The organism is Sporosarcina limicola (genome assembly GCF_014873855.1).
In the GTDB taxonomy this organism is placed as follows: Bacteria; Bacillota; Bacilli; order Bacillales_A; family Planococcaceae; genus Sporosarcina; species Sporosarcina limicola.
This window is the reverse complement of the sequence record NZ_JADBEL010000003.1, coordinates 20,102-42,096: the sequence shown is the minus strand read 5'-3', so window position 1 is coordinate 42,096 and position 21,995 is coordinate 20,102. Positions and strand designations below refer to the sequence as shown.

15 protein-coding genes are annotated in these 21,995 nt (G+C 41.7%); 6 read left to right on the top strand and 9 right to left on the bottom strand.

The window, feature by feature from the left end:
- Positions 1-58: 58 nt before the first annotated feature.
- The 3 genes from H4683_RS03755 to H4683_RS03745 all read right to left on the bottom strand — a co-directional run bounded on the left by H4683_RS03755 (position 59) and on the right by H4683_RS03745 (position 6,706).
- Complete coding sequence (locus H4683_RS03755) at positions 59-5,032, bottom strand: DUF4132 domain-containing protein (protein ID WP_192597714.1); 4,974 nt, start codon at positions 5,030-5,032, stop codon at positions 59-61.
- A 16-nt stretch (positions 5,033-5,048) separates the two neighbouring features.
- Complete coding sequence (locus tag H4683_RS03750) at positions 5,049-5,468, bottom strand: hypothetical protein (protein WP_192597503.1); 420 nt, start codon at positions 5,466-5,468, stop codon at positions 5,049-5,051.
- Between the two features lie 422 nt (positions 5,469-5,890).
- The gene (locus H4683_RS03745) at positions 5,891-6,706 is read right to left on the bottom strand and encodes a hypothetical protein (protein ID WP_192597502.1); all 816 of its coding nucleotides are present in this window, start codon (positions 6,704-6,706) and stop codon (positions 5,891-5,893) included.
- Between the two features lie 324 nt (positions 6,707-7,030).
- On the opposite strand from H4683_RS03745, the gene H4683_RS03740 reads away from it, so the two are divergent.
- From H4683_RS03740 to H4683_RS03730, 3 genes are all read left to right on the top strand, one after another.
- Positions 7,031-8,104, top strand: coding sequence for a glycosyltransferase family 2 protein (locus tag H4683_RS03740; protein ID WP_192597501.1), 1,074 nt, complete (start codon positions 7,031-7,033; stop codon positions 8,102-8,104).
- Between the two features lie 279 nt (positions 8,105-8,383).
- On the top strand, positions 8,384-10,411 hold the full coding sequence (locus H4683_RS03735; protein WP_192597500.1) for an exosporium glycoprotein BclB-related protein: 2,028 nt from the start codon (positions 8,384-8,386) through the stop codon (positions 10,409-10,411).
- A gap of 418 nt (positions 10,412-10,829) precedes the next feature.
- Positions 10,830-11,555 carry a glycerophosphodiester phosphodiesterase gene (locus H4683_RS03730; protein WP_192597499.1) on the top strand — a complete coding sequence of 242 codons (726 nt, stop codon included), beginning with the start codon at positions 10,830-10,832 and terminating at the stop codon, positions 11,553-11,555.
- A gap of 715 nt (positions 11,556-12,270) precedes the next feature.
- On the opposite strand, the gene H4683_RS03725 is transcribed toward H4683_RS03730, so the two are convergent.
- The 6 genes from H4683_RS03725 to nadB all read right to left on the bottom strand — a co-directional run bounded on the left by H4683_RS03725 (position 12,271) and on the right by nadB (position 18,638).
- The gene (locus H4683_RS03725) at positions 12,271-13,239 is read right to left on the bottom strand and encodes a proline dehydrogenase family protein (protein ID WP_192597498.1); all 969 of its coding nucleotides are present in this window, start codon (positions 13,237-13,239) and stop codon (positions 12,271-12,273) included.
- A 134-nt stretch (positions 13,240-13,373) separates the two neighbouring features.
- Entirely contained in the window at positions 13,374-14,054 is a 681-nt protein-coding gene (locus H4683_RS03720) for an amino acid ABC transporter permease (RefSeq protein WP_338062388.1), read from the bottom strand.
- A 17-nt stretch (positions 14,055-14,071) separates the two neighbouring features.
- Complete coding sequence (locus H4683_RS03715) at positions 14,072-14,908, bottom strand: transporter substrate-binding domain-containing protein (RefSeq protein WP_192597713.1); 837 nt, start codon at positions 14,906-14,908, stop codon at positions 14,072-14,074.
- Between the two features lie 203 nt (positions 14,909-15,111).
- Positions 15,112-16,221 (bottom strand): quinolinate synthase NadA, encoded by a 1,110-nt coding sequence (gene nadA / locus H4683_RS03710; RefSeq protein WP_192597496.1) that lies wholly within the window; start codon positions 16,219-16,221, stop codon positions 15,112-15,114.
- Positions 16,222-16,234: 13 nt separating this feature from the next.
- A complete protein-coding gene (gene nadC, locus H4683_RS03705; protein WP_192597495.1) occupies positions 16,235-17,077 on the bottom strand; it encodes a carboxylating nicotinate-nucleotide diphosphorylase in 843 nt (280 codons plus the stop codon).
- Positions 17,046-18,638, bottom strand: a complete 1,593-nt coding sequence (nadB, locus tag H4683_RS03700; RefSeq protein WP_338062383.1) for an L-aspartate oxidase — start codon at positions 18,636-18,638, stop codon at positions 17,046-17,048. Before nadB ends, nadC begins: the two co-directional genes overlap by 32 nt.
- A gap of 98 nt (positions 18,639-18,736) precedes the next feature.
- Here nadB and H4683_RS03695 point away from each other — a divergent pair, with 98 nt between their 5' ends.
- The 3 genes from H4683_RS03695 (at position 18,737) to norA (ending at position 21,978) form a co-directional block, all read left to right on the top strand.
- A complete protein-coding gene (locus H4683_RS03695) occupies positions 18,737-19,888 on the top strand; it encodes an IscS subfamily cysteine desulfurase (RefSeq protein ID WP_192597493.1) in 1,152 nt (383 codons plus the stop codon).
- A 23-nt stretch (positions 19,889-19,911) separates the two neighbouring features.
- Positions 19,912-20,451 (top strand): transcription repressor NadR, encoded by a 540-nt coding sequence (locus H4683_RS03690; protein WP_192597492.1) that lies wholly within the window; start codon positions 19,912-19,914, stop codon positions 20,449-20,451.
- Between the two features lie 363 nt (positions 20,452-20,814).
- The gene (gene norA / locus H4683_RS03685; protein ID WP_192597491.1) at positions 20,815-21,978 is read left to right on the top strand and encodes a multidrug efflux MFS transporter NorA; all 1,164 of its coding nucleotides are present in this window, start codon (positions 20,815-20,817) and stop codon (positions 21,976-21,978) included.
- Positions 21,979-21,995: the final 17 nt, after the last annotated feature.

Genomic DNA, 21,995 nt, shown 5'->3' with positions numbered 1-21,995 from the left:
CTGTTTCTACACAACTTTGAATGAATAACAGTAGTAAAACACGTAATGGAGTCTTAACTCAATGAGTACTCGACGCCTTCAATTGCATTAGAATCTGTGGGTCTTTAATCTTCTTATCTTCCGCCAACATCACGATCTTCGATAGAATTTCGGCTGTCTTCGGATCTTCATCAATGAAGGGTAAGAATATACGACCTCTATGCTGTGAATGTACAGGAATGATATACATCGCTCCTGTAGCTTGTCTGTAAACCATTCCGCTGCCCAAATGCACCCCATACTCACCAAGGGTACCTTCAATTCGAGCATAATTACCATCTAAGCGAACATTATCAATCTTCAAGAGACGAAGTGACTCTTGAACAATTACACTCCGCATCTCCATTGTTGTCAGACTAGCTTCTGGATCGACGCCACCCACATGAGCCACACTCACGACTAAATCGATATCGCGCATCACTTCTGAGAACAGAATTGGAGGAACTTTATCCAAGGAAACGCTCTTATACGTGGTCCGATCAAAGAATTGGACTGTCTCTAGTGTGGGCGCCTCAATCTCAGAAGGCGAGAACCAATCCGCCATCGCATAGAGATTCGCAATCAAATTCTCGGCATAATATACCTTCTGCAATCCCTCTTCATAACTCACTGTCCACTGTCGACCTTTAAGTAAGGAGACTGTTTTTCTTGACTGCACTTGATGCCCAGCATATCTGCGAGAAACCGTACCCTGAGCCTGTTCGTCCGCATTTGGAAGATACAACTCACGGAACACCTGCTTGAATGGCTGTCGAAGTTGACGATTGAACAAGTCTTTCTGATACTGACTCCAGTAACCGCTCTCGTATAAATGAAGGGGATGCGCAATAAAGAGTTCTTCCTTAACCCCAATAAGCGTTAATTTACCAGCTGGATCGATAAGCCCACCTGCAGTTGCATCGATGTATCCCAAGTTCTCTCCCGACTTAAACACCAACGTCTGTAATAGAGGTGTGATTACTGGATTCCCTGACAAGCCCTTCAATTCCAATAAAGTGAAGGTATTCCCTGATTCCATGGAGCGTTCTAGCTCCTTGCGCGCTCTCCGGTACTGATCTGTTAGTTCCGTCTTCATTCTTTTCAAAGCGATAATATGTTCGTCCTTCTTATACTTAGCAGGAACGGCTTTCAACCCTTTACCTTTTCGCTTAATACCAATCTCTGACTTCCCTTCTTCATTAATAAGAAGTTGAACTATTGTCTCCTCATCTAATTTATAGGGTTCGAAATAAGATTGCATATCGTCCAGTTTTCGTGCCTCCATATCCCACATCAGCCGAATGACATCTCCATATCCGGCATTTCTCGCCAAGTTCCCAAGTGCAATTTGCGCAGTCAATCCTTCACTTGCCCGACGCTGAGCGCCGAATTTTTTACTCTGAGCAACAAAACGTTGGATGAATTCATAGCGTTCACGAATATCTTGCTCACGATTTTTACGTAATGGAATGAGACTGTAGCTAAGCAAGTGGTCCTTATTCCTTTTCTCTTCTACGGACCGCTGTATGTCCATGAACGTTAGCTTCCCTAGTGTCGCATCTGCGAAAAGCTGTGATCTTCGGTGATTAGCTCCGCCCGAAATATATTTAGCGCAATCGTACAATAAATCGAATCGCTTCGTTCCCAACGTTTCATAGGCCTCTTTAAACCATTTGATATCAAAGGCACCATCCGTAAAGTCTTGCGCTGAAATCGGTGAATAATGTGCCACAACCGTTTCTTTCTCAGCAGAAAATCCTTCATTTATATGTGCATGGAAATACCAAGCTGCACTGCGCAGTCCGTCCCAATCTAAATAGTTAGCCACTATAGTTAACCATTGAGGCGCATACATGGCCGCCTCTAACAGCCTTTTCTCTGTAATATCAAGACCCACTAGCAATTGTTTCAAAAGTACTTCCTCTTCACCTTCACGTGGATAACTGACCTTGAGCAGATGACTAAAAGATTCCTTCTTCGTAATCCTATCTCCATAACCATAGACATAGCCACGAATAAAGGTTTCCTGCTGTAGCCCGGATAAAATATGAACAAAATGCTCCATGCCCTCAATCCGCTCCAGCCCCATAGCAAGAGATGTTACCTCAGTTGCGAGATCGCCACGTTCGAGCTCCACATCTAGGATCCTCTCCACAGCCGCCTGACAAATTTTCACCAATTCAGACTTATCATCTATCTCGTCAAATCGTTTAGATGTAATGCTTCGAATATGATTGCGACTATCTTTTCCGCCTAATAATTCCCGATACACTTCTTCTGTTCCAATCATCCCCGCTCCAAAAGCCCGGAAATAATCCTTTAAATTAAGTACCGAATAAGCATTGTTATCTGGGTTCATCATGTTATATGCATAGAATGTATGAAACAATCGCTTAAAGCTCTCCTCATCATGCACACGACTTCTGGCCATTGAAAGCCACGGATTCGCCAATAATTGTAAGATACCCCACTCTTTTGACACCTTTTCTTTAGGCATCGCTTGCATAACAGTATCCAAAGCATCAATCGTCAAATTAAATGTTGCACTTTTATCACTATCCTGAAAGTAAGCGATAAGGAGGTTGCTAATTTGCTTACTGTACTGAAATTCGTTGAGAGCATTTTTAACCTCTCGAATTTGGTCCACTGGGTATAACTGCTCCGTAAACTCCTTGCGCCACCCCTCCAACAGCACATGCTTCTCAAGCTCAGAATAATCCATCTCATCAGAAAAATACCGATAATAATTGTTCAACGTCTTATCAAGCGAATCAAGTTCCGAATAAAAATAAATCTGAAGTAATTCAGTTGCGCCTAAATTACTACGCTCTAAATAATCTTTCCACACCTCATATAATGGATACTTCCCAAGCTCGGGTGCATCGACCTCTTCCTCCTGATAGGGGCGAACACTTCTTAATTCTGTACCTAACAGCAACGTATCCTTATAGCCAGCGTAATACTCTACCTCATACTCATAATCACGGTAATTATGTATTTCTTGGTCTAAACCAGCGAGAAAACGAATCACATCTTTCGTCGACAGACTGAAGATATTCCCCCACTCGAACTCCCCTAGTTCCGATGACTCCATAGGACGAAGCTCGATAACTTTCGGGTCAAATAGACCGAAGCCATTCGCTGCTGTATAGTCATTTTTCCGACTTAGTCTTCCTATCAATTGCTGTTCCTTTTGCGTGGGTTTCTCAATTAAATTAAGCATCGAACGCAAGCCTTCATACTGCTCCACACGTTCACTATCTTCAAAAATCATAACAATCGTCTCTAATGCTGCTAGTCGCTGTAATTCACTCTTGCCTTGCATTAATCGAGTCAATGAGACTGTCACACTGTTCTCGGGCTGATGCAATAATAACTGAATAGCACTTTGGCGTAAAGATCCTGTCTTCAGCTTCAACAAACCTTCTACCAGCTTTAACTCTTCGTCCGATAACGTTAATTCTTTCGCTTTATCGAGTGCCTTCTCGCGATTATTCATGCTCTTATCTGATAAAGTTGTAAATATGAATTCACGTTGGATTGAATTTTCCATATCCTGAACGAAATGAGCTAACAGTTCGCCACGCATATCCACACTTAACCGATCCTTCAGGGAAATGATAGTGGCAATCCATTCACTATCCATATCATAAGCTATCAGATATAGCATTTTTCGAAGAGGAAGATCCAAGCTGTAATGGAAATGTACAAAATCTAACACTTTGGAAGGAGCAGATAACTCTTTGTGAGTAGCACCAAGGAACATCACCTTTAGCTGTTCAAATTCAAGTCGTCGTTCCTCCTTGCTCTCTAGAAGCGGGATACGTTCAATTCCAATACTAGACCCATTCCCGTCTTCTATTCCCCACACGCGTGTATAGTCATAACAATAGTTGGATAGAATCCAGTACTGCAATTCTGGATCCGTAGCATCTAAATATTGTCTGGCTATTCCATAACGTACATCCCGATTCTCACTGTTCACGAGTACATACTGTGCAATGATCTTCTGATACAGCTCCCCGTGCTCCATCAAATACGTTATTCCACTAAATAAATCACGTTCTTCAACTACAGCTGTAGCCCATAAACTTATATAAACGTGATTCGCATTATCACTAGATAACCATAACGCACGAATTGATTCATCAGTTAGAGCACGATAAGCTTCCTCGATAAGCTGCCCAGCTACACGCTGATTTGCTGATTCTAGTCCCATACCTGTCCATACGCCAAGCGCTCTTACGACAGAACTATAGCGAATAAAATCTTGGTCAATGATGACCTTCAGCATGTACCGATTTGCTTCCAACGTCCCCTCGTCCATTCGTTCCACAATGGATTGTCGAAGCCCCTCCTGCAACCGTGCAGCAGTTAATAATTCGCCCATCATCTCATACAATTCCGAATGATGGCTCCTAAATATCCCTTTGATCATTTGATGGGTAAGTAACGCCGTTTGATTATCTCCATATACAATTTCCTTAAGTGCTACAATGACCTCTGTATTGTTGGAATCTATCTCAAAAGCAATGACATCACTAATCGTATGTGCCAACTGATAATTCTGCCCCAACGGATAATCAGCCAACGTCAAATAATCTATAATAGCGAATTCATGACACTCCATATAGATGAGCGCACTCATCTTGCTAATCACCTGGGCCATGTGAGCACTCGATTCCGATGTACGGAAAGGTCTACGGCTGTATCCTGTGGCATATGGATATTCAGTCGCATGAGTAGCAATATATTCAAAGACTTTCCCCGTGTACTCATTTGTAAGCTGCTTTATAACTTTCACTAACGGTTCGAATAATAAATCATTATTCCCTTCGGCAAGTGAATGCAAGATGTCTCGGCATTTCAAAAAAGAATCTTCATCCTGACGTACATACCTTATTTGACTCAATTCCACTACCCACTTCGCTAATGGAGAAAGATGAGGCTTTACCCTCTCAGCTCTCTCTTGTAGTGATGTATAATAACGCTTCTCTTGCTCCTGTTTCTCCATCATTCGTTCTCCCCCTTCACCATAAACTTCCAGCTAGCATTGTAAATCTTATAAATACAATCTCATCCTCTTCGTTAAGCGTAAGCGGTAATTCCAAATTACTTTTCTCGTCTTCGCGAATAAATACTTTATAAAACCCATCTTCAAAAGCCACGATTGCAGTCTCAACTGCTTTCGCAAGATCGGGACTTTGTTCGTTATACACCGCTCCAAATCCTATCTTTCCACTCTCTCCACGCTCTTCAATCTCCGTTTCTGTTAAGAATGGAATCAACGCAGTGCTCTGTTGCTTATCGTTTAGCTGCTGCACATTCAAGCTAACAACTTCCGTAATAAGTTCCCTCAGCGTTGTCGGAATGATCGGTAGTTCTATTCCAAGCTTTGTAAGTACATTCTTACGTTTCCCCAAATTTTTTACTGTTACATACAATTTCACAAACGATTCCTCCACCTCGAATGTTCTATTCAGAAATAGCGATTCTACCTATTAGTAAAAGTTAATACTCCGACACGATTTCAAGAATATTTTACCACGTAAATCAACAATTCTTCAATTCAAACGCAAAAAACGACAGAATCGCGCATTCTTTCTTGAGATTTAACTCTCAAATAGCTTCAAATCAGTTTTCACAATGTCACAACATATAAAAAACTCCACGATTCCCTCAAAGGAAAGCGAAGATTTTATTAAGTGAAAATTCAATCAGAGGGGTTTTCCTCATCCTCCACTTACGCTTACGCTTCTTCGGGTTTCCTAAGCCTTGAAGTGGGTGTCTTACTGCCTGTTAATGCGGGATAGATATGTGTTTTACACCTGGGTTAACCGAAACAGTTTTCATGTTAGATTGAACAGGCCAATTAATACTTAACATTCAACCGTTGATAAACTACAAGCACAATGACTGGAGTAGCATTTATAACAAGCGATAGCATGGATTTAAAAGGAGAATTAACTATATAATTATAAATTGTCGGAAAAATCGCAAGAACTATGTAATAAATCAATGCAAGGAACATCAATTTTCTGTTCGACGGAGTAGCCACGTACCATTTCGTAGTAAGAAAAACGATGGTTAAGCCGACAAACATGACAACAAAAGCCCCTGAATCCGTCGTTCCTGCAAAAACATCGGCCTTTAAGAAAAATGTAAGAATAATACCTGAAAGTGAAAACAGTACCCCAGCTAAAATTGTCGTTATGAAACTATGCTTATTCACTTGCAAAAATGAATGCGGATTCTTTTCTTTTGGAGATTTTGCAACAAAATAGGAAAATAACAATGTCTGAACCCAAACCTCAGGTGACATTTTCAAATGAAATTGTAATGGGATTTGCGTATAAATCATACCTTCAATTGAACCAGGTGCTGCCCCCGGTATATTTACAATACCGACGATAACAATAACCAACCATAAACGGAGCCATCCATACTTCTTGCCAACAAAAATGTCCTTCATAAATAATAAAATAATACCGAACAACAACCCACGAAAAACTTGTACAATCGGTCCAATTAGCACACTAGCTCCATCGTACGAACGCATATAAGTATCCACCTTATCGAGCTTAAATAGTGCCTCATAGTCAAATAAAAACGAAAATCCGATTCCACATAAAATATACGTGATCACATGGATTGCAGTTACCCTTACAACAAAATTTCGCTTCGTCATTACCTGTAGCCCCCTCTATTTCAAAGTCCATACTGAGCAGCGACCTTCATAAGTATAATAAGGATTCACTATATTCTTTATACTACTATTTTTCAAATGGCTATACGAGGTATAATTGAGTCAACTTACCAACAATATTCAATACGAAAAACACAGCAAGTTGTTACGAGTTCTAAGCTCTTATTTTTCGCAAATGCTAGTCTTGGTTGACAAACCAAACGTTCATTTTTGACTAATAGTATGCATAAGCAATAGATCTCTCATTTCAACACATTCATTTCTTGACTCTCTGCATATATATAGGAAAAGTTTGGAGGGTTATATATGATAACGATAAGCTTATGTATGATTGTTAAAAATGAAGAAGATGTAATAGCTAGATGTTTAGATTCGATTAAGGGAATAGTTGAAGAGATAAATATTATAGATACAGGATCCAGTGATCGAACGAAGGAGATTGGGAAAAAATACACCAATCGAGTTTTTGACTTTGAATGGATAGATAATTTTGCAGCAGCAAGAAATTTTGCATTTCAACAAGCTACAAAGAATTATATTCTTTGGCTCGATGCAGATGATATACTCACAGAAGAAGATCAGGAAAAATTAAAGATACTAAAGGAATCATTAGCTCCTTCTATTGATGCTGTTTCAATGAATTATCATTTAAGTTTTGATGATGAGGGCAATGTAGTCTCTTCTTTAAAAAGATATCGTTTAGTAAAAACAAAAAATAAGTTTACTTGGATCGGTAATGTACATGAATTCCTTGCTGTTTCGGGAAATCTTTTTGACAGCGATATAGCCGTCACACATTCCCCCCTCAGCCACAATCATGAACGTAATATTCAAATCTATAAAAATATGTTAGCGTCTGGAGAGACTTTTTCTCCACGCGATACATTCTATTACGCAAATGAACTGATGGACCATAACAATTTCGAAGAAGCAATTCTCAATTACAATGAATTTCTCGACTCGAAGTTAGGTTGGGTTGAGGACAATATTAGAGCCTGTTTTAAACTTGCTGATTGTTATAACAAACTTAATGACATAGAAAATGAATTAGGTTCGACTTTGCAAACACTTATCTATGATGCTCCCCGCCCAGAGGCATGTTGTCGATTAGGGTATTTCTTTATGGAACAAGCCAAAAATGAAATAGCTATTCATTGGTACCATCAAGCCTTAACATCTGAGAATGAACAGCATATAAGTTTTCAAAACAAAACATTTTCCACTTGGTTACCCCATTTACAATTATGTGTCCTTTATGATCGGGTACAAAAATATGAAGAGGCATATTATCATAATGAAAAAGCACGAAAATACAAACCAAATGATTCTAATATAATAAGCAACAAAAAGTACTTTGATAAGGTACTTGATGAAAAGTAACAACAGATAAATTCGTCCCATACGACTTTTCTTTCTATAAACAGCCGCTCAGACACTATGTCAGAGCGGCTGTTTATGTTGTTATGAAGACGGTTCAGCTTCCGTAAACAGCGGAAATCTTTTCCTTTAGCCGTATGTCTATATTATTTATCGTAACACATATATGCTTTTCAGTCTTACGTGTCCCTTTTGAAATAGGCTTTAACAATCGGGAAGGTTCTTGTCCCTTATCTAACTACTTTTCCTGAATAGTATGTTAGGGACAGGAGGTGAAAAATAATGGACTTTTACAATTATATGAGATCTTCAAGATGTAACGAGAACAATTGCTGTTGTAAAAGAGGTCCTAGAGGATGTCCAGGAGCGACTGGACCGACTGGCGTGACTGGGCCTACAGGTGCAACCGGAGCTAATGGTGCGACCGGACCAACTGGGCCTAGAGGTAATACCGGGGCTAATGGGACGACTGGCGCGACTGGACCTACAGGTGCAACCGGAGCTAATGGGACGACCGGACCGACTGGTTCTACAGGTGCGACGGGACCAACTGGGCCTAGAGGTAATACTGGGGCTAATGGGACAACTGGCGCGACGGGACCTACAGGTGCAACCGGAGCTAATGGGACGACCGGACCGACTGGTTCTACAGGTGCGACCGGGGCTAATGGTGTGACGGGGCCAACTGGGCCTAGAGGTAATACCGGGGCTAATGGGACGACTGGCGCGACTGGACCTACAGGTGCTAATGGTGTAACTGGAGTAACTGGAGTAACTGGTGCTGATGGTGCAACCGGACCAACTGGCACGACTGGGGAAACTGGTACTAATGGTGCAACAGGACCGACTGGTGCAACTGGACCGACCGGCGCGACTGGACCAACTGGTGCTGATGGTGCAACAGGACCGACTGGTGCAACTGGACCGACCGGCGCGACTGGACCAACTGGTGCTGATGGTGCAACCGGACCAACTGGCGCGACTGGACCAACTGGTGCTGATGGTACAACCGGACCGACCGGCGCGACTGGGGCAACTGGAGCAACTGGTGCAACCGGACCAACTGGCGCGACTGGACCAACTGGTGCTGATGGTGCAACCGGACCAACTGGAGCGACTGGCGCAACTGGTGCTGATGGTGCAACCGGACCAACTGGCGCGACTGGAGCAACTGGTACTAATGGTGCAACCGGACCGACTGGTGCGACTGGTGTGACTGGGGCTGATGGTGCAACTGGACCAACTGGAGCAACTGGTGCAACTGGGGCAATTGGTGCAACCGGACCAACTGGAGCGACTGGAGCGACTGGAGTAACTGGTGCTGATGGTGCAACCGGAGCAACAGGAACGACTGGAGCGACTGGAGTAACTGGTGCTGATGGTGCAACCGGACCAACTGGCGCGACTGGTGCAACCGGGGCTGATGGTACAACCGGACCAACTGGTGCAACCGGACCAACTGGCGCGACTGGGGCAACTGGGGCAATTGGTGCAACCGGACCAACTGGCTCGACTGGAGCAACTGGTGCTGATGGTGCAACCGGACCAACTGGAGCGACTGGCGCGACTGGGGCTGATGGTGCAACCGGACCAACTGGCACGACTGGTGCAACCGGGGCTGATGGTGCAACCGGACCAACTGGCACGACTGGTGCAACCGGGGCTGATGGTGCAACCGGACCAACTGGCGAGACTGGAGCAACTGGTACTAATGGTGCAACCGGACCGACTGGTGCGACTGGTGCGACTGGTGTGACTGGTGCGACTGGTGCGACTGGGCCAACTGGCGCAACTGGGGCTAGCGCCATAATTCCATACGGTTCTGGTGTTACCTCGGTTGTATTAACAACTGTTTTAAGTGGATTACTTGGAACTACAAGTCTTGTAGGATTTGGAAGTGCTGTACCAGGTGTCAGTATTAGTGGTGGCACTATTAACCTTAACGGGCTACTCAATTACGCTTTTACGGTTCCACGTGATGGAGTCATAACCTCAGTAGCCGGATTCTTTACAACCACACTAGGCCTGAGCCTTATCGGTTCAACTGCCACAGTTAATGCACAATTATATGTAGCATCACAAAACAGCAACACCTTCAGTCCAATTTCAGGCGCTTCAGTAAATCTATCGCCTGGCCTAACAGGTATAATAGGGGTTGGTGTAAACACCAGTGGCATAACAAGTGGTTTATCAATACCGGTAACCGCGGGACAACGTTTGTTGCTTGTATTTTCTGTAGCAATTACAGCCGGTCTTTCTTTAGCAATGACCTTAACAGGTGCAGCCGGTGGCGGTGTGTCTATCAATTAATAGGGTGGTTCGTATAATAACACGCCTTTTAAAAATGGTCAGATGAACAGCAACATATTTTGATTTAAACACTTTCATTTGACTTTTTACACAAAAAAAATCTCCGCACCCCACTAAAAGATTGCAAGAATATGAAGTCTCTCTACTGTCAGAAATGATGGTGGAGAGACTTTTTTAATACTATATAATTCTCTTGTTAAATCAGCGGCCAAAGACCCGTGACTATAGACATAAGTGAGATCATGACCTTGAATTTTTCCAGCTTACTTTTGTTATTACACCCTATTTCCAGACAATTAATTAATGAATCGGGGATTTCTAATGTATATAATTTTATCACTTCCCATGACTAACTTATGTCTATTAAAAACCACATGTTATTATAAAGATGAGGAACAACTAATTAGGAGGTTTACATATGGATATTTATGCGCATCGCGGTTCATCTGGAACGCACCCAGAAAATACATTGTCTGCTTTTAAGGAAGCCGCTAGACTACCCATATATGGTGTCGAGTTCGACGTCCATATGACGAAAGACGGTGAGCTTATTGTCATTCATGATGAATCAATCGATAGGACATCAAATGGTAGCGGATTAGTGAAAGATATGACCCTTGAAGAGTTAAAAACGTTTGATTATGGAGCATGGTTTTCAGTGGAATTCGAAGGTGAAGGCATTCCAACGTTACAGGAGGTTTTTGTAGTTTTCGCTCAAACTTCCCACCATATAAACATCGAACTTAAATCCGATATTTTCCCGTACGACGGGATGGTGGAGAAAGTTGTGGCGCTTGTTGGTACGATGAAACTTGATAAACGCGTCGTATTATCTTCGTTCGATCACGGGGCGATACGCAAAGTGAAACAGATTGCACCACACTTAGAGACCGCTGCATTATTTATGGAGGTATTAGTGGATCCACTCAATTATGTGCGTGACATTCCCGCTGACGCTCTGCATCTCACATTACCCGCAGCTCTCCGTCTAACAATAAGCCAAGTAATCACAGAAGGTTTTGCGGTCCGAGTATTCACTGTCAATAGAGTAGAATACCTTGAAGCGTTAAAAGCAGCGGGGGCTCAGGCTATTTTTACAGACTACCCAGAAAAAATGAGTATCTACTTGAACGCAAAAGAGTGAGCTGAATTAAAGAACTAGGGGCTTATCCCCCAAGTCTAAAATAACCACTCACTTTATTGTTCGTAAAATTTTTGCTGCAGTTCAAGCTAGTTCTTCCAATTTCTCGGCTGAACTAGAGTGTTCTGCAAGTCTTGCTAAATCTTCTATTTAACAGCATCGATAATTTTGCCAGTAGTTTTTTCACTAAACACTCCAAGCACCAGTACTTTCATACACTATCATCAAAAGCTAAGACGTCTTTTATTAAGGGAATGATTTCTTTCGGGGATGTGAATAATTCAATCCATACTTGCATAACCAAAGCATGTTCAATTGGCTTCTTTCAAAATCGTATGTCTACGCCGGAAGTTTCGGCCAACAGAATGTTGGTTATTCAAGGGAGATGGATTGAACTTCATCCCTCTTTGTTCGCAGGACGAATAGGACTACATGTCGTAGACCGCTTCGGCAATATTAGCCAGAGTTCTGCGGTATTCAGCAGGGTTTTGAACCCCCTCCGAAGTGTTTAGACATTTGCATTCATCTCACCACTTATTGAAGTGGGAGACTTCTGCTGGATGAAGTTAAAATTGAAGAGTATCTAACCTTTTATTATAGAGATCGGATTCAAGTAAAATTAGGCTACCTCTCTCCACTATATTATGGAAAAGGCAGCCTAAAGGGTGTTATATATAGTATCGTTAGGTAAATTTATTTGAAAACATGTCTTTTATTGTTATTTCTTCTTAGTTACTCTACCAAGAAGAAACGCACCGGCAGCTAAGCCGATTAGTGTATTCGTTTTCTTATTGAATACTTGTTTAACGACAAGATTCAAGTTCTGTGGTCTTTCTGCAAGACGACGCATGAAATAACCGTACCAGTCATTTCCAAACGGTACGTATGTACAGAAGTTATAGCCTTCTTTCGCCAATTGCAATTGCATGTCTTTCCGGAATCCATAAAGCATTTGGAATTCGAATTTTTCATTCGGAATGTTATTTTCTTTAACGAATTGTTTCACATGGTTGATGACATTATGATCATGCGTTGCAATCGATGTAAATTTACCATTCAACAAATGCCATTCGATTAATTCAATATAATTCTTGTCTATATCTTTTTTATCTTGATATGCATATTCCTCAGTCTCTTTATAAGCACCTTTTACAATGCGTAAACGATAATTTGCATATTTTTGAATATCATCTTCTGCACGGAAGAAATAAGCCTGGATAACCGTTCCTATATTGTTATAGTCCTTAGAAAGCTCGTCTAGCATATCGAATGACGGTTGTAGGTGGCCGTGATCCTCCATATCAAAGTTGATGAAAATGTCATAATTAGCTGCTTTCGCAATGATTTCTTTTAAATTTTCCAAACAAAATTGATAGTCGATATCCAAACCGAGTTGAGATGGTTTCAAGGAAATATGAGCGTCAACTCCATGTTCGTGAATCGCTTCGACCACTTCAAGAATTTGTTCTTTCGCTGCAGTTGCCTCTTCTTTTTTAAAGACGAATTCCCCTAGGTTATCTACCGTACAGGAAATACCAAACGCGTTAAGCTCTTTGATACTTTGCATTGTTTCTGCCACGTTTGTACCTGCGACGACATTTTGTGCGCCTAATTTCAAACCATACTTTTTCGCTGCACTATTCAACAGCTGATTTTGGGATAAACCGATAAACAGATCTTTTAACATTTCTCTTGCTCCTTAAATACTGTATTTTCTTCCATCATATCATATCGTACTGTATTTTTTAAACCAAATTTTTGACTTTGACTTTTAAAAATGATTTCATTCATTGTTATTCCTTAGCCACACTCTTTCATTCATCACTTTATATAAGCGAAGCGTTTCTCGAGGTAATTTTGCCATACCTCTACAACTAAGCATATTGCCCAGTAGATAAGGCCAACAACAATATAGACTGTCATATAGTCAAACTCTCTACCTCCAACAACTTTCGCATGATGAAAAAGATCTGGCACCGTAATCATTGCCGCTAAGGACGATGCCTTGATAAGATCTAGCAACACATTTGATAAAGGCGGGATAGCAATTCGAGTCGCTTGTGGCATGATGACAGAAAACATCGTTTGCCAATTCGACAATCCTAGAGCTGTCGCCGCTTCCCATTGTCCTTTGTCAACCGAGTTCAGTGCAGAACGAATAATTTCAGCCATATAAGCGGATGAATGAAGACTAAAACCGATTAGGGCGGCTATGACTGCGGAAAATTGGATTCCGATATTGGGCAGCCCAAAATATAACAGGAATAGAAACACTAACATCGGAGTTCCACGCATATACGAAATAAAAAGACGTGCAGGCCATCTAAAAATGATTCTTTTTGAACCCCTTCCAAGCGCTAAGACGAACCCCAACACTAGCCCGCATACCATACCCCCAAAGGAAATAAGAATTGTATAACCAATTCCTTGTAAAATATAAGGAAGAGAATCGATGGCAAGCGGTAAGTCAAAAATATGTTTCCATTCAATTCCACTCACAATTCGACCCGCCTTTCACTTTACTTAAAATTCAATTCTTGCTCAATCGACACATCTTCCCCACTGAAAAATTTCTTCGATAATTCAGAGATTGTACCATCCGCATGCATAGTAGCTAATACGGTATTTATTTGCTTCAACAGTTCATCATTGTCTTTCTTCATGATGATTGCTTGTACATTTGGATGATACTTAATATCCGGATGAATCATTATTTCAAACTCTGGGAATGCTGCAAGCGCTAATTTTTGCAAATAATAATCGTTTAAAATAACATCTGTACGTCCCAAATCTACATCGCGTAAATATACATCATTCGTGACATTATCATAAATGACTTCTTCTACACCATGGTCACGCCCAACCTGCATATAAACGGAAGTCGCAGCACCTGCTGCCTTTTTCCCTTTCAAGTCTTCAAGTGATTCGATTCCTGAATGATCCGATTTACGCACGATTGCTGTACCGTATGAATATTTATAGGGTTCCGAAAAAGTGAATTTCTCTAGACGTTCTTTCGTTATTTCAATATCATTCACTGCGAGGTCCACTTGTCCACTATTCAAAGAAGTTAACATGCCGTCCAAGCCCATTTCCTTAAATTCAATCTTTACATCCATTCGCTTGCCGACTTCTTTAATAATTTCAACCTCGTAACCCGTTAATTCCTTTGTAGCGCTATCATGATAAGATGCTGGGTAAAGTGTTCCTGATGTCGCAACAATGATTTCTCCGGCTTCTGAAACTTTATCCCAAACAGTTGTTGCTTTTTCTTTATTTCCACAAGCTGCAAGTAACAGCATCGCTGAAATCATACAAAGTGATAACGTGATCTTGCTTAAATTCATTACTTTCATCATTTAACCTCTCCTTAAAAAAAGTCTGTAAAACGAAATTGTCCACTTCAAATTATAATGTATTCACCGGTAAGATGTAACCTCTTTATCAATGAATTGAGAATGCAAATAGTTACGAATAATAAATCATCTATTAATAAAACCATAAACACACAAAAAGAGCCGACAAACCACTTATTGGTAAGACGGCTTATTTCAGTTGATCATGCCCGCTCTAACATCCGCTCTAACGCCTTGACCGCATCTTTTGACGTTTCTTTATCGACTTTGATGACATTCACTTCTTCGCCACCCTCTATACTTTCTAAACTCCAAAGCAAATGCGGCAGATCGATTCGGTTCATTGTTAAACAGGGGCACATACTTGGATTAAGTGAAATAATCTGTTTGTCAGGATGACTTTGGATAAGCCGGTTGACAAGATTCATTTCAGTTCCAATTGCCCACTGGCTACCAGACACTGCGTTTTCAATTGCATCAATAATATATTTTGTAGAACCACTGTCATCCGCCATTGAAACAACTTCCCTGGAGCACTCAGGATGAACGATGATTCGCATAGCGGGATATTGTTCACGGACATCCGCTGTGTTTTTAACAGTGAAATTTTCATGAACAGAACAATGGCCTTTCCACAAAATAACAAGGATATCCTCGGGATTTCCTTCATAGTCAAGTTTGTCGTTAATTGGGTCCCAAATTGCCATTTGCTCCAGTGGAATGCCAATATCGAATGCCGTATTCCTACCTAAATGTTGATCTGGCAAGAAGAGAATGCGTTCCTTTTGTGCGAATGCCCATTTCACCATCGCATGAGCGTTTGACGATGTCACTGTCGCTCCCCCATTTTTTCCGACAAAAGCCTTAATGGCAGCAGTCGAGTTCACATATGTGAGGGGTACAATCGTTTCTCCAAACTGCTCCACCAATGCATCCCATGCTCGGTCTGTCTGGAAGATATCCGCCATGTCCGCCATTGAGCAACCCGCTCGCATATCGGGTAAATAGACTTTCTGGTTATCGCTCGTCAATATATCCGCCGTTTCCGCCATGAAATGGACACCGCAAAAAACGATATGCTCTGCCTTTTCATTGTCCGCACACAGTTGAGCAAGTTGCAGTGAATCCCCTGATACATCTGCGAATTGGATTACTTCGTTTTTTTGATAATGATGACCCGGAATGAAGAGCTTCTCACCGAGGCGTTGTTTAATTTCCAAAATACGACTTTCCATTTGTTCACGTGTTAAATTTCGATATGAATCGGGTAAGGTACCGCTTTTTTTCTCTTCGAAGTATTCTAAGATTGACATGTCGATTCCTCCATTATGTAATGCTAACTGATACGTTCGCGCTAATGTCCAATGCTTTTACGGAGTGTGTCAAATAACCTAATGAAATATAGTTCACTCCGGTTTCCGCATATGCCCGGATATTTTCTTTCGTAATCATACCAGATGCCTCTGTAATGAATGTGTCGGGTACGGTTTTTATCCACCGCTTGATAGTTTCAGGTGTGCAATTATCGAACATGATGATATCAGCCTTAGTCGCTATTGCTTCTGTTAATTGCTCGAACGTTTCAATTTCTACTTCGATTTTTACTGTATGGCCCAGCGCTGCTTTTACTGTTTCAACCGCTTTCGATAAGGATCCCGCGAAAGCGATGTGGTTGTCTTTTAACATGACCGCGTCATACAATCCATTCCGATGATTATAACCACCGCCTGTACGGACAGCATACTTATCCAGCATACGTAGCCCAGGCACCGTTTTTCTCGTGTCACATATTTTAGTTACTGTCCCTTCAATCTTTTGCACGACATGGTTTGTCTCCGTCGCGATGGCGCTCATCCGTTGTATTAAGTTTAAAATGACGCGTTCGCTTTTCAAGAGACTTCGTACAGAACCCGATGCTTTTGCGATCACTGTTCCTTTTTCAAGTCTTCCACCGTCTTCTATAAAGCAGTTAACGGAGAGCGTGTGATCGACGACACGTACCCCTTCTTCAATCACTTTCTTCCCACAAAAAATACCGTCCATTTTTGCGATGATGTTCAACTCACCACTTACCTCTTCAGGGAATAAATAATCGCTCGATAAATCACCGTCCCCGATGTCTTCTATATAAAATTGCTCAAGCATGGATTTCAATTTGATGGTGTTCATCTATTGTTTCCCTCATTCCAAGTTCTTTTTTTGATTGAACAATATGCAATTGTCCCCACCGCATGTCTTCATTGGGAAAATCGGCTCTGTTATGCGCCCCCCTACTTTCTTCTCGCAACAGTGCAGCAGTTGTAATTAGTTTTGCCGTTTCCAACATGAACAGCCGTTGTATGTCCTCAATACACCAGTTGTCCAGCGGCAGATCCACAAAATCTCCATAATCATAGTCATTCAACCATATTTCAAGATGTTCAAGTTCTGAACGTGTGCGAATAATTCCCGCATACGCCATCATCTTTTGTCTTAGCGTTTCTTTTTCAGGCAAACTTCGACTTTTCACGATTGGAAAATTAAATGGCTCCTCCAAAACGGGTTGCTCACATTCCCCAATACGTTGCCCATTCAAATGATTCGCTAGTTTCTTGCCATAATGAAGCCCTTCCAACAACGAATTGCTCGCAAGTCGATTCGCACCATGAACACCCGTCGAGGCCGTTTCACCGATTGCATACAGTCCGTCGATAGACGTCTTTCCCACCTGATCGACAACGATGCCCCCCATTAAAAAATGACAGCCCGGTGCAACCGGGATTTTCCCCTCCTTTATCGATATGTTATTTGCTTGACATAAAGCTGTAATCGTCGGGAATTTTTCTTCGAAACTAGCGATCATTGAAATGTCCAAATAAACGTCTTTACCTGTTGCCCGTCGTTCGAAAATTTCTTTTGCAACGATATGGCGTGGCGCTAAGTCTCCGAGCGGATGCTTCCCTTCCATTAGTAAAGTTCCGAATTTATCTACCAACCGTGCGCCTTCACCCCTCACCGCTTCCGAAACCAATCCTGCCGTCTTGCCGTTTATATATAATAGCGTTGGATGAAATTGGATGAATTCCATATCAATAATTTCAGCACCCGCTCGGTAGGCTAAAGCGATGCCATCCCCCGTGATAGATGGATCGTTCGAAGTGAAGGAAAAGAGCCCCCCGATTCCACCTACCGCAAGGATAATCGTGTTCGCGAAATAGGTTTCATTGTTGCCATATTCATCTTTCACTTTGACGCCCATGCATTTTCCTGTGATAGGGTGCATGATAAGCTCGTAAACAAAGCGATTTTCTAACATATAAATGCCTAAGCGGAGTGTACTAAATAGATGCTCCATTATGTGTTTCCCTGTTGCATCGCCACCACAATGGACAATCCGTTTCCGGCCATGTGCACCTTCCATTCCTAATGCAAGTTGACCATTTTCATCTTCATCAAAGTGAAGACCACGCTTTTTTAACTCCACAATGAGTTCAGGTCCATTCTCGACGAGCTCATGCACTTCCTTATTATTTTGAAAGCCACATCCTGCCAAAATCGTATCTTCATAATGAAAAGAAGCCGAATCCCCTTTTCCGACCGACGCCGCAATACCACCTTGGGCCCGGTACGAATTCGTTGATTGCTTCGTACTCTTTGTAATTATCAGGACATTGAACATTGAATTGAGATGGGTAGCAAGCTGCATTGCGGCAATTCCGCTGCCAACAATAATGCAATTGTATGCTTTCACAATTATCCTCCTTACGCGATAGTGTCTTGACATCTATCTTTACACATTATGTGATCTATGACAAGATGAAACTACTATTTATATTGGAGGAATTATTTGTGATTTATTTTGACTATGCAGCAACAACGCCACTCCACCCTGATGCATCACGCGTTTTCAGCACGCTTTCCGAACGCTGTTATGGAAATACAAGCAGCTTACATGACGTCGGAGGCGAAGCACAAAATATGCTAACCTATTGTCGTAAAGAATTTGCAGAACTTCTTGATGTATCTTCAGCAGGAATTTATTTCACAGCAGGAGGTACTGAAAGCAATCTACTTTCCATTATTTCGCTCGCAAAAGCAAATCGACAGCGCGGAACCCATATAGTGACAACTGCTGGCGAGCACCCTTCTGTTGATTCTGCGCTGGAATACTTAAAGCAAGATGGATTCAGTATCACAGTTGTTCCGTTTGACCGGAATGGAATTGTCAATCTTTCTTTATTCGAAAAAGCCATTCAAAACGACACTATTTTGGCGTCAGTGCAACATATCAATCCTGAAATCGGCACTATCCAACCCTTGGAACGCATTGCCAACATCTTGAAAGGACGCACTATCCTTCTTCATAGCGACTGCGTTCAATCATTTGGAAAACTAGATCTTAAACCGATTACCAAAATTGTAGATAGTTTGACGGTTTCAAGCCACAAAGTCTACGGACCAAAAGGAGTCGGTGCCGCATACATCCATCCTAGGCATAGGCTAGTACCTGTCTTTCCAGGTTTTGTTCACGAAGCAGGATTCAGAGGTGGAACAGTCAACGTTCCCGGTATTGCCGCGTTTGTGACAGCTGCGAAACTAGCAGAAGAAAATATGTCTAGAAAGCAAGACTTTCTAAAATTCAGGGAAGCCTTTTTCGATAAAATCAATCCTTTCAAGGAACTGTTCACGATTTATGAAGCCCATGAACCGGCTAGCCAACTTTCACAAATCATCGGGATTGGCGTGAAAAATGTGGAAGGTCAGCTTGTTATGCTAAAGTTAAATCGGTATGGTTTTGCAATTTCAACCGGCAGTGCTTGTCAGGTTGGACAGCAACATGCGTCAAAAGCAATGCTCGCTTTGCAAGTAGATCCGCAAAAAGCAAGGGAATTCATCCGAATTTCTTTTGGGCAAAGTACGACGATGGAGGGCGTCCAACTGCTAGCCGACCACCTCATACAAATCGCACAGCAAGTCCATACGTTAAGTGTGATAAAATAAGTGTCTGTGGGAGGGTATAAACTATGACTGAAAACGAAAAAATGCTCGGAGAAGAACGTAGGCAACTCATTGTCGAGACCTTGCGAACAGCGAGTAGACCCATTCCTGGTCGGGAACTTGGGGAAATGACAAATGTAAGTCGACAAGTTATTGTCGGGGATATAACATTATTGAAAGCTAGAAATCAACCCATTATGGCTACGAGCCAGGGTTATGTGTATATGCATGCCCAACTAGCACCAGAGAGATGTGAAAAAACCATCGTCTGCCGTCATGCTCCGGAACAAACTGAACTAGAGCTTAACATTTTCGTTGACAATGGAGTCACCGTGAAGGATGTCAAAATCGAACATCCTGTTTATGGTGACCTTACCGCCTCTATCATGGTTTCCAATCGGAACGATGTAAAAGAATTCATCGAAAAAGTGAGCCAAGTAAACGGCGTCTTTCTACTAAAATTAACGGATGCTGGTATTCATCTTCATACCGTAATGGCAGACAATGAACAGCAAATAATCAATGCAGAAGACGCATTGCGAAAAGCAGATATACTCGTCGAATGACGATTGTCATTTTTACTAAATACCACAATCACTTAAAATGTTTATCGAACCTACATCATCTTTTACCAGATGGTGTTTTTTTGATATAAAAATATATAATAATGCGTTATAAAGCACTGTGTTTCATGGAAAATGTCTACACAAATTGAGCTGGTGACTGTTTTTTTGTATCCACGTATAGCTAATTCCTCTGTAATGCCTTACCATTAAACTATCCGTAAATAGTTGGCGATTTGGGATGCGAATAATTTTTTGATACTTAATCTTTTATCGATTTCCATTATGTGTTTCTGCATGTACTTGTTATTGAACCAGTTGAAAGAAGTGTTTTTATAATAACTTTAGTTTAGAGGAGTTCTATTTATGAAGAATCAAAAAGTTACATTAGCCATCTTACTACTAAATTTATTTATTGCCTTTCTTGGCATCGGGCTTGTTATTCCGGTATTGCCTACGCTTATGAACGAGCTAGGGATTACCGGTGCGGTCGTCGGGTATATGATGGCGGCATTTGCGATTACACAACTTATCGTTTCTCCGTTTGCCGGACGATGGGCGGATAAATACGGTCGCAAAATTATGATTGTGCTCGGCCTGTTTATATTTGGTTTCTCAGAGTTTTTATTCGGCTTTGGGGAATCGATTGAAGTATTATTTATCTCACGCATGCTCGGTGGGGTTAGTGCGGCATTTATTATGCCTGCTGTGACAGCCTTTATCGCAGATATTACAACGAACGCCACTAGACCAAAGGCAATTGGCTATATGTCTGCTGCGATTAGCACCGGTTTTATTATCGGACCTGGGATTGGTGGATTTTTAGCCGAGATTGGCACACGTGTACCATTCTATTCGGCGGGTGTACTCGGAGCACTTGCTGCAATTCTGTCTATTATTCTATTAACAGAACCTAAACGTACGACTGAAGATGCGCCGACCCCAGGACAAAAAACAGGGTTTCGTCGTCTTTTCGTTCCGATGTATGCCATTGCGTTCATTTTAATTTTCGTATTGTCGTTCGGCCTCGCGGCGTTTGAATCATTTTTCAGCTTATTCGTTGACCATAAATTCGGCTTTACGCCAAAAGATATCGCCATCGTCATTACAGGTAGCGGGATTGTCGGTGCTCTTGCGCAACTATTGCTGTTTGACCGCTTATCAAAAAGCATAGGCGAAATCAATCTTATTCGCTACAGCTTAGCTCTATCAGCGATTCTTGTCCTATTGATGACCTTCGTGAGCTCATACTTCACAATTTTACTGACGACATTCTTCCTTTTTGTTGGATTTGATTTAATTCGTCCGGCGATTACATCGTATCTCTCTAAAATTGCGGGCAATGAACAAGGTTTCATCGGCGGAATGAATTCAACCTTCACAAGTATTGGTAACATTTTTGGCCCTATCATCGGTGGCGAGTTATTTGACATCAACTTAAACTACCCGTACTATTTTGCCGCAATCTTATTAGCCGTCGGTACGATTATTGCACTGTTTTGGAAGAAACCGAAGCATGTGACATTATGAATTCTGTTTTTCATGCT

What these genes read in the sequence shown, in the direction of transcription:
- norA (WP_192597491.1), top strand. Translation starts at nt 20,815, where the DNA reads ATGAAGAATCAAAAAGTTACATTAGCCATCTTACTACTAAATTTATTT.
- H4683_RS03690 (WP_192597492.1), top strand. Translation starts at nt 19,912, where the DNA reads ATGACTGAAAACGAAAAAATGCTCGGAGAAGAACGTAGGCAACTCATT.
- H4683_RS03740 (WP_192597501.1), top strand. Translation starts at nt 7,031, where the DNA reads ATGATAACGATAAGCTTATGTATGATTGTTAAAAATGAAGAAGATGTA.
- nadC (WP_192597495.1), bottom strand. Translation starts at nt 17,077, where the DNA reads ATGAACACCATCAAATTGAAATCCATGCTTGAGCAATTTTATATAGAA.
- H4683_RS03745 (WP_192597502.1), bottom strand. Translation starts at nt 6,706, where the DNA reads ATGACGAAGCGAAATTTTGTTGTAAGGGTAACTGCAATCCATGTGATC.
- H4683_RS03725 (WP_192597498.1), bottom strand. Translation starts at nt 13,239, where the DNA reads ATGTTAAAAGATCTGTTTATCGGTTTATCCCAAAATCAGCTGTTGAAT.
- nadA (WP_192597496.1), bottom strand. Translation starts at nt 16,221, where the DNA reads ATGTCAATCTTAGAATACTTCGAAGAGAAAAAAAGCGGTACCTTACCC.
- H4683_RS03735 (WP_192597500.1), top strand. Translation starts at nt 8,384, where the DNA reads ATGGACTTTTACAATTATATGAGATCTTCAAGATGTAACGAGAACAAT.
- H4683_RS03730 (WP_192597499.1), top strand. Translation starts at nt 10,830, where the DNA reads ATGGATATTTATGCGCATCGCGGTTCATCTGGAACGCACCCAGAAAAT.
- H4683_RS03755 (WP_192597714.1), bottom strand. Translation starts at nt 5,032, where the DNA reads ATGGAGAAACAGGAGCAAGAGAAGCGTTATTATACATCACTACAAGAG.
- H4683_RS03715 (WP_192597713.1), bottom strand. Translation starts at nt 14,908, where the DNA reads ATGAAAGTAATGAATTTAAGCAAGATCACGTTATCACTTTGTATGATT.